Raw genomic sequence first — 13,173 nt, 5'->3', positions numbered from 1 at the left:
TCAGTCTTCAGCTTTTGCCATAGCGCGATACAGCACCGCACCAATCACCGCACCTACAATCGGTGCAACCCAGAAAGCCCAAAGCTGGCTGAGTGCTGCAGTTTCAGCAAAGAACGCCACACCTGTACTACGTGCAGGGTTCACGGAAGTATTGGTTACAGGAATACTGATCAGATGGATTAAGGTCAGTGCCAAACCAATTGCAATTGGAGCAAAACCTGCAGGTGCACGTTTGGCGGTTGCACCCATAATCACCATCAAAAAGCCAGCAGTGAGTACCACTTCAATCAATAATACTGAACTGAGGGCATATTTTTCTGGAGATAAATCACCATAACCGTTGGTCGCGAAACCGCCTGTGCCTGCAAAACCTGCCTGACCCTGTACAATCAGATACAACACCAGTGCGGCCAGAGTCGCACCAATAATTTGTGAAATAATATACGGTGCGAGTTCTTTGGCTTCAAAACGTCCACCTGCCCACAAACCAATACTGACTGCAGGGTTAAATTGACCACCTGAAATGTGCCCAAGTGCATAGGCCGCGGTTAATACGGTCAGACCGAACGCGAGGGATACTGTACCGTACCGGATTTGTCGGAGAGTCAATATTCTGAGATGAGAAGCATTGCTTCGCAAGACGTAGCGAAGCGTAGTGTCCCGATGACAAAATTAAAATATACCCCTGAAATCAGAGAAAGAGCGGTTCAATTATTGATTGAATCCGAAAAAGATTATCCATCGTATTGGGCTGCAATCACAGCAATCGCTCCTAAGATTGGCTGTACTCCTGAAACACTACGTGTTTGGTATCAAAAATATTTAGATAAACAAAATCCAGTTAAAGTACAGCAGCTTTCAGACCAAGAACGTATCAAACAACTGGAACGCGAAAATAAAGAACTGCAACGTGCGAATGAAATTCTACGTAAAGCAGCTGCTTTTTTCGCCCAGGCGGAGCTCGACCGCCCACACAAATAATGGTGGATTTTATCCATAACAATAAGGCGTTAAGCGCATGCGGTGATTCCACCTAGAAAATGAGAAAGCATACAAAGATACAAAGAGCAGCTCGCTAGAGCGAGATAAATGACTTCGAACAGTTAATCTCAGGTAGGACACTATGGAAAAATGATCAGGCTATCATCGGCGCAGTTGGGTTGAAACTAAGATGCATGCACTTGTAGCAGTCCTCAACAGATGTAAGCAATTAGGTAGAGCACTTACCCAAGTTACGCCTTAAATTTGGTTCATTTCGGGGTACTTTGTCTTTCAAATCTTTGTGGAACAAAGCCCATTTGGCTATACATTAACTAAAAAAATAGAGAAAAAAACTATAAAAAATATAAAATGTGAAATTTGCGCATTTGGTGGAAATTGGGTATTATTTTGCTGGAATATTGACCAGTATGTTTGGGCTGGCAAAGTTCTAAGTAGAGATAAAATTTTAAAATACAAAATCCAGAGGGCAGAATAGATGAAAAATAGAGCATTTGTAAAAATAATGATGGTCACGGGTGTCTTAGGTTTAACAGCATGTGGCGGTAGTGACAGTGATGAAACAGGAAACGTACCAGTACCATCAGAGCCAGTTGCCGAGGCTATGGTTCAAAAAAGTGTAGAAGAGCTGACGCTGTTGGATGTGAATAACCTTACCTTAAATGCTGCGTCGATTCAGATTTTAAGTGACGAAGAGTGGAAGAAATTACAAGCAAGTAGTTTGAAAACAGCAACAAATGCAAGTACAGCAGATGATTCTGAACAGCTATTTCCACCGATCAATAGTTTACCGACAGCGACTCATTTTAAAGGTCAAAGTTACCTTGCTAATGCTCAAGGCATCGTTAAACTGCCTAAATTGGCTGCAGGCACATATTATGTTTTGGTCACTAAAAATGGACAGTCTGCAGTTTCGGCATTCTTGATCCATCCTAAAAATACCAATAAGAGCATTGTGTTGAATGTTGTCCTCAACTGCTTAGACCAAGACTGTCAGACCTTAAGTGATGCACCTGTCAATGATGCAGTAGTCGGTACGTTGTCTGGTCAGGTCATTTATAAAGGAAAGCCTTTAGCGAATGCGCAAGTCGCATTATCTGGCGGTGCTGCGACCAATGGTGCATTTGTTAGTGCAATTACCGATGCTAATGGTTATTTCACGCTTTCATTTAACGTCTCCAATACTCTGCTTGAAGCATTGAAAAATGCCACGCTCACTATTAGCAGTGCAGGAACTAATACCATGACAAAAAAAGTTACGGTCATTGCTTCTTCTGCATCGGGCTATCAATTTGAAGTGCTGCCTGAAACGACATCTGCAGATGCGGTATGGCGTGAAACTTTTGAAGCGGACTCTACTACTCGCAATGCATGGACAAGCTCACAGCCAAGTGTGGCGAATGTCGATTGGCAGCTGCTAAACAAAGGTCACAATATTCGTAATAATCAAGTGAATCAGCGTGTGCGCTTAGCGCCAAATGACCAAAGTCAAGGCAAGGTACCTGAGCCACTGCAAGGTAATACGGCATATTGGTATGGTGACAAAGTAAATGGCAACTTTATTGGTGCTTTAAGTGATTCATCTACGGCTCCAGAGTTTGATGGCGGCACCTCGCAGCATGACAATAGGGGAGAATTGATTTCACCTGTGATTAATCTAAGCCAGTATCAGGCGCCTTTGAGTTTAAGCTTTAAAACATGGTGGGAAATTGAGTCAGTCAATCCAAATAATCAGGGGTTTGATTTGATGAATATTTTAGTTTCTACCGACGGCGGTAACAGTTTTAAGACTTTGGCTCGATTAAACCCGCTGGCAGATCCATCTTCTGCATATGATCGCGCGCCGATTCCATACAGTAATTTAGGCTTTAACCTCGCACCGGCTGCTGTTCAGCAAGAAGCAATTTCATTAGATGAATATGCAGGCAAGGCCAATGTTCAGCTGAAATTCCAATTTAGAACGGTCGATGGACTTTATAATGGTTTCCGCGGCTGGATGATTGATGATGTGGTGATTCAGAAAAAAGCCGGAACTTTCCCATTATTTGATGGTGTGAGTTTTGATGAAAATTCAGATAGTTTCTCTCAGGACTATAGTGGCGTCGCTGCAAAACAAGCGGGCGTTTTGTTGAAAAGCACGAAGAGTTATGCACGGTGGGCTGACGAGCCACAGCGTAAATAAAGATTTACATGGCGGTGCAGTATGAATGAATAGAATAGGTTTAGACACATTGCATTCGCGATCAATCAACCATCAAGCGTGGTGAATACTAAAAACAGCTCTCTATTGAGGGCTGTTTATATTTAAAGGGGCAATTTATTCAGCCACTTCAGCATAGCGGTAACTAAAGCGTAAGCGTTCGCTGAACACAATCTTACGAATTCATCCTATAAGCCTTAATTCAATCCCCTTTAAAAAACAGGCGACTCAATTTTATGACTACAAATAACCAGACATTGATCGCATTTCTTGCCAAGAAACTAAGAACATACAGTGAATCATAGTGAGTTTGTCGAAGACGAGATTGTAAATAAAATTGCGTAATTGATTGAATTTTATATGTTCATAGTCACAACGAAGTCAGGCATCATGTTGGAAGAACAAAAATTAAATGACCTTATAGCAGAATTTGCTAAATCCATAAAAACAGAAGATGATCTAAATCCATTCAGCCGATTGTTGACTAAACTGACTATTTTAGCGGCTCTCAATGCCGGACTTACCCTACACCTCGGACATGAAAGAAAGCTCGTAAGCGCGGTTCTAATGCTCGCAATGGTCATTCAAGTAAGACCTTACGGATGATGGTGAGATTCAGATCACGACACCAGGAGATCGTGATGACACACTTCAGTCACAGCTGTTTAAAAAGAAAGAGAAGCACGACTTCGCAAGGCTATCACGCGAATGGATAGCCAGATTCTATCCCTTTATATCAAAGGCTCCCAGAGGGAAACTGGAATTTACAGCCTTGTACCCTGTCATTTTCTTCACCATTTTCAACTGCAATAAGCTTATGAGTATGATGACTGTGATTCAATCCTTTACTGAATTTCATGCTGGCTTTTTGAGTCCTGAACTTTGACTCATCCAGATAAGGAAAACGTCAGCTCAATATTGACGGGTATCTATGGAACACAAGGGGTTCTTAAAGCGAAATATGGGACAGTAGTGGCATTCGGACTCCTTTTTTTCTGCCTGTATTTTGGGCTAAATAAAAAAGTGTAACCCGAAGATTACACTTTTAAAGCTCAAAAACTAAAGTCCAAAACAGTTTTGTTTTAGAAATTACAAACGCATTTCAATGCCTTGCGCTGCCAAATATTGTTTGGCTTCTGGAATAGTGTGCTGACCAAAGTGGAAAATTGAGGCAGCTAGTACCGCATCTGCACCGCCTTTTAAAATACCATCTGCCAAGTGCTGTAAATTACCTACACCGCCAGACGCAATGGTGGGTACAGTTACACGGTCATTGATGGCACGCATGAGCGCCAAGTCATAGCCTGCCTTGGTACCATCGGCATCCATTGAAGTGACCAATAGCTCACCTGCGCCGTAGTCTGCCATTTTCACTGCCCATTCAATGGCATCAATACCTGTTGGTTTACGACCACCGTGGGTGAAAATTTCCCATTTGTTATCACCCGTTTTTTTCGCATCAATGGCAACTACAATACATTGCGCGCCAAAACGCTGTGAGGCTTCTTGCACAAATTCAGGGTTAAAGACGGCTGCAGAGTTAATGCTGACTTTATCTGCACCTGCGTTCAATAATAGGCGAATGTCTTCAACCTTGCGCACGCCACCACCAACGGTGAGGGGCACGAACACGGTTTCTGCCATACGTTCTACGGTACGATAAGTCGTATCACGACCATGATGGGTAGCGGTAATGTCTAAAAAGGTGATTTCATCGGCACCTTGTTCATTATAACGACGCGCCACTTCGACAGGGTCGCCCGCATCACGAATATCAAGGAATTGCACGCCCTTGACCACGCGACCATTATCTACGTCTAGGCAAGGAATAATACGTTTCGCTAGCATAAATTTTTCCAATTATTACAGCCGATTATGAAACTCACCCACACAAGCGCTACACCTTGGCAGATGGAGCGGGTATTCTATCAAACTTAGCTCAGGTTTTTCGCAGGTTTTCTATGTCGGTTTATACTCCTTTGACTTTAAAGGAAGTTCAGGTCTTTGCAGCGCCTTATGGATTGGAGGTGGTCGAGCTGATTCCCATTCAAGGGGGGATTCAAAATACCAATTATTTTTTGCGTTGCGACAATCAAAACGAGTACGTGCTGACCATTTTTGAAGAATTAGATCAGCAAGCGGCAGGCGAATTAATTCCTGTATTGCAGCATTTGGGGCAAGCGGGTTTGCCTGTGGCAGTGCCTTTATCCTATTCGGGACAAGCCATTCACCAATTAAAAGAAAAACCTGCACAAATTGCACCGCGTTTAATTGGGCAGCATCCGACACTGGCAACAGTGGCGCAAGTGGAAGCGATTGCGATTGCACAAGCCAAAATGCATGTGGCCTTACAAAATTTTCCTTTGCAGCGCGATCATGTACGTGATCATGCTTATTGGGCAGGGGCCGCACGCCAATTAAAACCAAGCATGCATGTGGCCGATCAAGCCTTACTGTCCAAACTTTTGGGCTTGTATGAAGCTTTAACCGCAGTCTATCCGCAGCGTCCCAAAGGTTTTATTCACTCGGATTTATTCCGTGACAATACCTTGTTTGCAGATGATCAGTTGCAAGGCATTTTAGATTTTTATGAATTAAATCAAGATGAATTGCTGTTTGATATTGCGATTACGCTGAATGATTTTTGTACCGATTTTCCTGAGCTGAGCTTAAATGAAAGCAAGGCGATTGCATTTTTAAATGCCTACGAAACGGTGCGTCCTTTAACCCAAGACGAAAAAGCCTGTTTGGAACTGTATTTGGCAATGGCGGCAGGACGTTTTTGGTTAATGCGTTTGCAGGTGGCTGCTAAAAATGCGGCAGAAGGGCGGACAGGCGCAGATATTTTGCAGAAAAATCCAGATGAAATGCGGAATATGCTGATTGAACGCTTAAAGTTTGTGACAGCTTGAGGGATATAGAACATGCGTGATCAAGGGCGTTTAGTCGAATGGTTTGATGAGCAGGGTTATGGGTTTATTCAGCCGAATGACCACCAAAAAGATCGCGTGTTTTTACACATTAAGGACTTCGCCCGACAAGGTCCACGTCCAATTGTGGGCTGTGCCTTAGAATACACAGTGACTGTGGATGAGCGTGGACGTTACCGAGCGCAGCAAGCGGTGTATTTAAAAGCTTCGCAGACCAAAGCAGCAAAGGCATCTGCTGTGAGTGCGAAAACGTCCAACAGCACGCAAAAAATGCAGCCGATGCAAATATTGTGTGTGGCTTATATTGTTGCTTTGGCTTTGCTGACGCTGTTGGGATTGCTCAGCGGTATGTTGTTATTATTCATCAGTTTGATGAATGCGCTGAGTTATTGGCTGTATGCACAAGATAAAGAAGCTGCACAGCAGGGTGGACGTCGTATTCCTGAAAATAACTTGCATATTGTGGCTTTTTTAGGGGGTTGGCCTGCAGCATGGTTAGCACAACAAAAATTACGCCATAAAACACAAAAACAACCCTTTGGTAAGATTTATTTTTGTACGATAGGCTTAAATATCTTTCTGATTTTATGGATGATTTCTCCGTTGAATCAGCTTAACATCTAATTGGGAATATTGTTCCAGTAACAGGCTTGTCAGGTGCATTATGTCAGACGCAGAGCATTCATATTCAGTAGATCAAGACCCACATCGTTCATTGACCATGATTTTATATGTGCTGTATATCGTGGCGATTTTTTCTGCGGGGATATTGGCCGTGATTGCCTTAATCATCAACTATTTAAAACGTAGTGATGTACAAGGTTCAATTTTTGCCAGTCATTTTACTTGGCAAATTCGCAGCTTCTGGTGGTATCTGTTTTGGAATATTGTGGCCTTTGTGCCGTTCTTTTTGGTGTTCTTTAGTCCAGATGCGCAAAGCTTTGCCAGTATGACTTTGGCTGCGACACTTTTCTGTATCGCAGTGGTTGCTATTTCGTGGTTATGGATTGTTTACCGTGCTATACGCGGTTTAATTCGCGTGAATGATAATTTACCGATGTATCATTAAATTCACGTTCGTTCGTCTTTTTAAGATGTTTTGAGCGATCTTGCCTAGATGCTGTTCATTCAACTTTTTGGGATGATGTGTTTCGTTTTAAAAATTTTGGTCGCCATTCGCTGACCAGCACGCCTAAAACCACCAGTAGTCCACCGAACAACGCCAGAACGGCCAAGCGCTCGCCTGCCAAACGTCCAATCAATGCGGCCCAAACAGGCTCACCTGCATAAATAATAGCAGCTTGCACAGGGTCTACTTGTCGTTGCGCCCAGTTCATCACCAATTGAATCACGGCACTGGCAATGCCTAAGCCGAGCAAAACAGCAAGGAGTGACCACTGAAATTCGGGCAATTGAGTTTCTCCAACCCATGGTGCAATCGCAAAACACAATAACGATGCACAACCCAGTTGGATGAGGGTAACGCGCTTTAAATTGACCCGATTGGCAAAATAGCTAATTAAAATAATTTCAAAGGCAATCGCAATTGAACCGATTAAAGTAATGGCTTGTCCAAAACTTAACTGAATTGCGCCTAAGCCATTGCCTGTTAAAAAGACCAAGCCTACAAATGCCAAAATAGCACCCAACCAAGTCATGACATGCGGACGTTGATCAAAGCATAACCACAGCAATAGCGGTACAAGCGGGACATACAGCGCCGTTAAAAAGGCCGATTCGCTACTGCTGATACTTTGTAAGCCAATGGTTTGAGTGACATAACCTAGCGCAATGACTGCGCCTATGGCAAAGCCTGCATAGAGTTCATCGATGCTAAAACCACGTAAGCTTCGCCATGAAATCAGCCCCACGGCCAACGTGGCTGCGGCAAAACGTAAGCCTACAAACAGTACTGGACTGCTGAAGTTCAAACCGTATTGCACGGTAATGAAGGTTGCACCCCAAATTAAGGTAATCAAAATGAGCGCCAGTTGCGGGGCTTTGCTGCGAAGCATTGGTGAAAGCTGAGACATAGAACCAGTGGGAGATGAAGAAAACTCAAAATGAGTAAAATAAAATCAAAATAAAAAAGAGGTCCGCAGACCTCTTTAAAAATACGCGGCAGAATTACAAAGATTGCTCATCTAAAAGCAACTGTGCCTCACGCAGGCTTAACGTGCCTTCGTAAATTGCACGACCTGTAATCGCACCTAAAATGCCAGGCTGACCTTTTAGGTTGCGTACGTCATCTAAATTGGTCACACCGCCAGAAGCAATCACGGGTAAGCCTGAATATTGCGCCAAGTTTACGGTTTGTTCTATGTTCACACCTTGCATCATGCCATCACGGGCAATATCGGTATAAACAATGCTAGATACACCTGCATCGGCAAAACGCTTAGCTAAATCTGTTGCCTTCACGTCTGTGACGTTGGCCCAACCATCAGTAGCCACCATGCCATTCATGGCGTCAATGCCGACAATGATGTGTCCTGCAAATTTCTTGCAGGCTTCTTCTACAAAAGTAGGCTCTTGTACGGCTTTGGTACCAATAATCACGAACGATACGCCTGCATCCAAATAGTGTTCGATGGTTTCGAGTGAACGAATACCGCCACCAATTTGAATTGGAAGATCCGGTTGTGATTTTGCAATCGCTTCAACCACAGGTTTATGAATTGGCGTACCTGCGAAAGCGCCGTTTAAATCGACTAAATGCAAGCGACGCGCGCCTTCATTTACCCAGTGTTGTGCTGTTGCCACTGGATCGTCAGAAAATACAGTATCATCTTCCATACGACCTTGTTTTAAACGAACACACTTGCCATCTTTCAGGTCAATTGCAGGGATGATCAGCATGCTTTCGCTCCTTGCCAAAAACTTATTGAATTCAATCTGTGCATCTTAACAAAGTATTGTTAAATATCTAAGCATCTGTTGTAGGTTTTGTTTTAGAAGGACGAATCCGCAATTTGAGTGAACTGTTTGGGATATGCTCGGGCAATAGACCCAAACGCCCCAATTCTTCAAATATCAACACAGGTGCGTAGGCATCGGCGGCAGCATAGGCAATTTGTGCTTCACTGAGCTGTTTGCATGCCCAGTTTGAGGTGCTGATACTTCGGCTTTTAGGGAAATGAACGTGAAATAATAATGCCATGGCATTTTTAAGCCCAAGCGGACTTTTAAAACCAAAACTGCCAAAACATTTGGATAGTTCAATCACGCTATTCAGTTGTATACCTTTTTTACGAAATAAATGGGCATCATTTTTCAGCCCAAAACCTACTTTAATTTGATCGCGATTGGCAAAAACTGGCTGCAAAAATTGCCAAATGTCATCATTGAGCTGAAATAGATAGGCTTTTTCTAAGGTTGCGAGCTGAATTAAATGCGGGCCTGTAGAAACTTCGCCTACATTAAACGTGGGTTTAGATTCAGAATCGAAACCCAAGACAGCTGCGGTTTTCAGTTCAGCTTCAATTGCTAGACATTGCTCTAGATTTTGAATCAGTACAATATTTTGACGCGCAATATTTTCAAACAGTGGCAATTGCCGAATTTCATCAGGGCTAGGCAGGGTACGCAGACGAGTGAGAACCATAACATTCAAAGCGGTAAAGAAGCGGTTTTAGCCTAAAGCGTTTTGCGGAATTTGGCAAAGTTTAAAAGATTGAAAATGCTGTGCAGGACAAAGATTGCAGCGAATATCCTGAAAAAATAGCCCAATAGATGGGCTATTTCGAAATATCAACCAAGTGGAATATTTTTGCTTAGACGTTGCTGAATATACCTGACAAGAAGCTGCCAATAATCGCCAAAATCATCAGCACAATAAAAATCCAAGCCAGTACTTTTTCCCAACCTGCAGTTTCACGTACCGCACCATAGCTATTTTGACGATCATCGCCAGGTGCAAATACCAAATATAAACCCATAATAATATTCACCAAAGGCACCAAAATCAGCAAAGATAACCAGCCAGTATGATTGCGGTCATGCAAGCGGCGGATGGTGAAAATAAAGCTAAAATAGAACGCAACGATATAAATGATCACGAGCAAGATCATGCCGATGCCCATAGAGCCAGAGCCGAGCTCTAGCAATAAATTGGGTGCAACAACGGCAATAATTGCAATCAGTACTGCAAGCCCCAAGCTGAGCAAACAGTTCCACGCTAAAAATGATAATCGACCAAAACGCCCCGCTGCACTGAGTGCAGAATCTTCTACATATTGACTCATTGTTGTAATTCCTAGATTTTTTGAATTTTCTGTCGCATACCTTATATTTGCTCAAAAATCTTGTGAGATATCTCTCTCACATCGCAAACATAGACCAATTATCGACAGACCCTCAGTTTATTTTGAATAAAAGGTATAAAAAGCGCTTTAATTTTAAACACAAATCAATGTGCAATAAAAGTGAAAAACATTCACGCAAAAATAAAGCCGAGATTAACTCGGCTTTAGTGGTTGAAGCATCTTGAATATTAGATGTTCCATTCCACAAAGTTTTTTAGTAACTGCAAACCAACAGTGTGACTTTTTTCTGGGTGGAACTGCGTTGCAAACAAGTTGTCTTGATGCAGGGCAGTACAGAACGTTAAATCATAATCACAGGTCGCGGCCACGATTTTTTCATCTTGCGGTTCAACATAAAAACTATGCACGAAGTAAAAACGCGCATCTTGTTCAATGTTGTTCCACATAGGGTGGCTCGGGTCACGTTGATGTACCTGATTCCAACCCATGTGTGGCACTTTTAAACCTGCTACTTCAGGAAAGCGTTTGACTGTACCTGCAAAAATGCCCAGTGCATCTGCTCCGCCATTTTCTTCGGAATGTTGCATCAGCGCCTGCATGCCTACACAAATTGCAAGTACAGGTTTATTAAAGACCGCGTTGCGTACCACGTCATCAATGCCAGCTTCATGCATGCCTTGCATACAATCACGCATAGCACCCACACCTGGAAACACAATTTTATCGGCTTGTGCAATCAGTTTTGGGTCATTGGTCACATCTACCGTTGCACCCACATGCTCTAAAGCTTTCGCTGCAGAGTGTAAATTTCCCATGCCATAGTCAAGAAGGGCAATTCGGGTCATTAGAGTGTTCCTTTGGTTGATGCCACTGTATTTTCAGCACGCGGATCGACTTCACATGCCATGCGTAAAGCACGTGCAAATGCTTTAAATACGCTTTCAATTTGGTGGTGGCTGTTTTTACCTTTGAGGTTGTCGATGTGCAGTGTCATTAATGCATGGTTGACAAAGCCTTGGAAGAATTCTGAGAATAAATCCACATCAAAAGTACCAATACGTGCGCGGGTAAATGGAATATCCATAAATAAACCCGGACGACCCGATAAATCGACAATCACACGGCTTAAAGATTCATCAAGTGGTGCGTAAAAGTGACCGTAGCGTCGTAAACCTTTTTTATCGCCCAAAGCTTGAGCAAAAGCTTGTCCAAGCGTGATACCACAGTCTTCTACAGTGTGGTGATCATCAATTTCCAAGTCGCCATCACAATGAATATCAATATCAAACAAACCGTGTCGCTTGATTTGATCAATCATATGGTCTAAAAATGGAACTCCAGTGTTGAGTGTGCCTTGACCCGTACCGTCCAGATTCACACGAACTCGAATTTTAGTTTCGTTGGTATTTCTCACCACTTCACTGATACGTTGGGTCATAGACACGTTCCTCAAAAAACGTCAAAAATGATTGATGTAAAATGTTTTCGCTGTGACGAAGTCTCAGCATATTAGATTGCTCAGGAGGGTTAATCAATGCCTATTACCGTACATGCCTATACTTCACTGGAAAATACCGAAGTGCGCAGCCAGCTTGAGCGACTGTATGATACCAGCCCTGAATTTGGCGATGGGCAAGATGCGGTAAGCCAACTTGAGCAGAACTTGGCTCAGTATACCCTACTTTACACGGCAGAATTTAATACTAAAGTGATTGGTGCGATTTGGTGCACAGGGCAAGATGATCATCGTACGCTTGAATATATTGTGGTGCATCCTGCAAACCGTGGTCGAGGTGTGGCAGATCGTTTGGTGAGTGAGGTGTGCCGTATGGAAGAAGCCAAAGGTGTGCAGCACTTTCAGCCGGGTTGTGGTGCGATTCATCGTTGTTTGGCGCATTTGGGTAAGTTGTGAGTTTTTAAAAAGCTGACGTTGTGTCTGTCTTTTCAGTTTATCCGTATAGGTCAAAATTAAATTAGTATCGAAAATCCCTTCTCTTGCGCCATATATGGCTCAGGGATGAGGAATATCTTCCGTAAGAGGATGATGGGGGATTGAAGTATGGTTTTAATCGGATTTGTGAAAGAAGTTTATCTAAATCCTATATTGTTTTTTGTGCTTGCACAGCCACAATTTTTAGCTAAGGTTTAAATAGCTTTGCGTAGGCATCTTCCTACTTTGGCAAGACCCAAAGTAGGCAAAAGTCTTTTGTTACCCATACACGACATCCTTGTTGTGATGGGTAACGTGGGGCATCCGTGCCCCACATTCGCGTATCGGAAGTTTGTCAAAATTTAATTGGAAAAGAACTCATTTTTAAATTTTTGGGTGATATTTCAGCAGAAATAGAATGAGGTTGCTGTAAAAGTAAACATTTGCACTGAAAAGCGAAAAAGACTATTGACGATTTACAGCTGAAACTGTTTAATACGCGTCATTGGCGTGATAGCTCAGTCGGTAGAGCAACGGATTGAAAATCCGTGTGTCCCCAGTTCGATCCTGGGTCTCGCCACCATATTCAAAACGGTTAAACGTTTTCAATCCCTGATCCATCAGGGATTTTTTTTGCATAAAATTTATGCGATCAAATAAAAAAGTGATGATTTTTATTGACTATTCAGCCGAGATACGGCTTAATACACGGCATTGGCGTGATAGCTCAGTCGGTAGAGCAACGGATTGAAAATCCGTGTGTCCCCAGTTCGATCCTGGGTCTCGCCACCATATTCAAAAAGCCTCAAACAATGTTTGGGGCTTTTTTATGCGCAAAATTTTTTATGT

General features: G+C 42.9%; 13 protein-coding genes, 2 tRNA genes and 3 pseudogenes. 10 read left to right on the top strand and 8 right to left on the bottom strand.

Translation table 11 applies throughout. The features are described from left to right. On the bottom strand, positions 1-609 hold the full coding sequence (gene aqpZ, locus FTU92_RS01905) for an aquaporin Z (protein ID WP_373686052.1): 609 nt from the start codon (positions 607-609) through the stop codon (positions 1-3). Between the two features lie 54 nt (positions 610-663). Between aqpZ and FTU92_RS01900 the strand changes: the two are divergent. From FTU92_RS01900 to FTU92_RS01885, 4 genes and pseudogenes are all read left to right on the top strand, one after another. Beyond that, positions 664-1,013 (top strand): annotated as a pseudogene (locus FTU92_RS01900) (transposase); the annotation flags it as partial. A gap of 1 nt (position 1,014) precedes the next feature. Then, positions 1,015-1,243: pseudogene (locus FTU92_RS01895) on the top strand (IS5/IS1182 family transposase); the annotation flags it as partial. A 234-nt stretch (positions 1,244-1,477) separates the two neighbouring features. Next, positions 1,478-3,181, top strand: a complete 1,704-nt coding sequence (locus FTU92_RS01890) for a carboxypeptidase regulatory-like domain-containing protein (RefSeq protein WP_131260656.1) — start codon at positions 1,478-1,480, stop codon at positions 3,179-3,181. A 411-nt stretch (positions 3,182-3,592) separates the two neighbouring features. Next, positions 3,593-3,943, top strand: a pseudogene (locus FTU92_RS01885) (transposase); the annotation flags it as partial. A gap of 345 nt (positions 3,944-4,288) precedes the next feature. Here the strand turns inward: FTU92_RS01885 and hisF are convergent. Beyond that, positions 4,289-5,047: an imidazole glycerol phosphate synthase subunit HisF gene (gene hisF / locus FTU92_RS01880; RefSeq protein ID WP_004974384.1), complete on the bottom strand. Its 759-nt coding sequence runs from the start codon at positions 5,045-5,047 to the stop codon at positions 4,289-4,291. Positions 5,048-5,160: 113 nt separating this feature from the next. Here hisF and FTU92_RS01875 point away from each other — a divergent pair, with 113 nt between their 5' ends. From FTU92_RS01875 to FTU92_RS01865, 3 genes are read left to right on the top strand one after another with little or no spacing between them, the layout of a single operon-like run. Then, a complete protein-coding gene (locus FTU92_RS01875; RefSeq protein WP_131260655.1) occupies positions 5,161-6,111 on the top strand; it encodes a homoserine kinase in 951 nt (316 codons plus the stop codon). A 12-nt stretch (positions 6,112-6,123) separates the two neighbouring features. After that, entirely contained in the window at positions 6,124-6,753 is a 630-nt protein-coding gene (locus tag FTU92_RS01870; protein ID WP_131260654.1) for a DUF1294 domain-containing protein, read from the top strand. A 40-nt stretch (positions 6,754-6,793) separates the two neighbouring features. Continuing rightward, on the top strand, positions 6,794-7,198 hold the full coding sequence (locus FTU92_RS01865; protein ID WP_004974391.1) for a hypothetical protein: 405 nt from the start codon (positions 6,794-6,796) through the stop codon (positions 7,196-7,198). A 55-nt stretch (positions 7,199-7,253) separates the two neighbouring features. Here FTU92_RS01865 and FTU92_RS01860 read toward each other — a convergent pair whose 3' ends face one another. The 6 genes from FTU92_RS01860 to hisB all read right to left on the bottom strand — a co-directional run bounded on the left by FTU92_RS01860 (position 7,254) and on the right by hisB (position 11,832). Further along, positions 7,254-8,162, bottom strand: coding sequence for a DMT family transporter (locus tag FTU92_RS01860; RefSeq protein WP_180095443.1), 909 nt, complete (start codon positions 8,160-8,162; stop codon positions 7,254-7,256). Positions 8,163-8,256: 94 nt separating this feature from the next. Then, positions 8,257-8,988 carry a 1-(5-phosphoribosyl)-5-[(5-phosphoribosylamino)methylideneamino]imidazole-4-carboxamide isomerase gene (hisA, locus tag FTU92_RS01855; RefSeq protein WP_180095440.1) on the bottom strand — a complete coding sequence of 244 codons (732 nt, stop codon included), beginning with the start codon at positions 8,986-8,988 and terminating at the stop codon, positions 8,257-8,259. 67 nt (positions 8,989-9,055) lie between these two features. Continuing rightward, a complete protein-coding gene (locus tag FTU92_RS01850) occupies positions 9,056-9,733 on the bottom strand; it encodes a 3'-5' exonuclease domain-containing protein 2 (protein WP_180095437.1) in 678 nt (225 codons plus the stop codon). Between the two features lie 169 nt (positions 9,734-9,902). Further along, positions 9,903-10,373, bottom strand: coding sequence for a DUF805 domain-containing protein (locus FTU92_RS01845; RefSeq protein WP_004974398.1), 471 nt, complete (start codon positions 10,371-10,373; stop codon positions 9,903-9,905). Between the two features lie 248 nt (positions 10,374-10,621). After that, the gene (gene hisH / locus FTU92_RS01840) at positions 10,622-11,239 is read right to left on the bottom strand and encodes an imidazole glycerol phosphate synthase subunit HisH (protein WP_180095434.1); all 618 of its coding nucleotides are present in this window, start codon (positions 11,237-11,239) and stop codon (positions 10,622-10,624) included. Then, positions 11,239-11,832 (bottom strand): imidazoleglycerol-phosphate dehydratase HisB, encoded by a 594-nt coding sequence (hisB, locus tag FTU92_RS01835; protein ID WP_096902642.1) that lies wholly within the window; start codon positions 11,830-11,832, stop codon positions 11,239-11,241. The genes hisH and hisB overlap by 1 nt, the downstream gene beginning before the upstream one ends. A gap of 96 nt (positions 11,833-11,928) precedes the next feature. Between hisB and FTU92_RS01830 the strand changes: the two genes are divergently transcribed. From FTU92_RS01830 to FTU92_RS01820, 3 genes are all read left to right on the top strand, one after another. Continuing rightward, complete coding sequence (locus FTU92_RS01830) at positions 11,929-12,306, top strand: GNAT family N-acetyltransferase (RefSeq protein ID WP_096902643.1); 378 nt, start codon at positions 11,929-11,931, stop codon at positions 12,304-12,306. 525 nt (positions 12,307-12,831) lie between these two features. Further along, a tRNA-Phe gene (locus FTU92_RS01825) sits at positions 12,832-12,907 on the top strand. A gap of 133 nt (positions 12,908-13,040) precedes the next feature. Beyond that, positions 13,041-13,116: transfer RNA gene (locus tag FTU92_RS01820), tRNA-Phe, on the top strand. The last annotated feature ends 57 nt before the right edge of the window (positions 13,117-13,173 follow it).

The sequence above is a fragment of the Acinetobacter sp. YH12205 genome (assembly GCF_013418125.1).
In the GTDB taxonomy this organism is placed as follows: domain Bacteria; phylum Pseudomonadota; class Gammaproteobacteria; order Pseudomonadales; family Moraxellaceae; genus Acinetobacter; species Acinetobacter towneri.
This window is presented reverse-complemented; position numbering and strand designations above follow the sequence as displayed.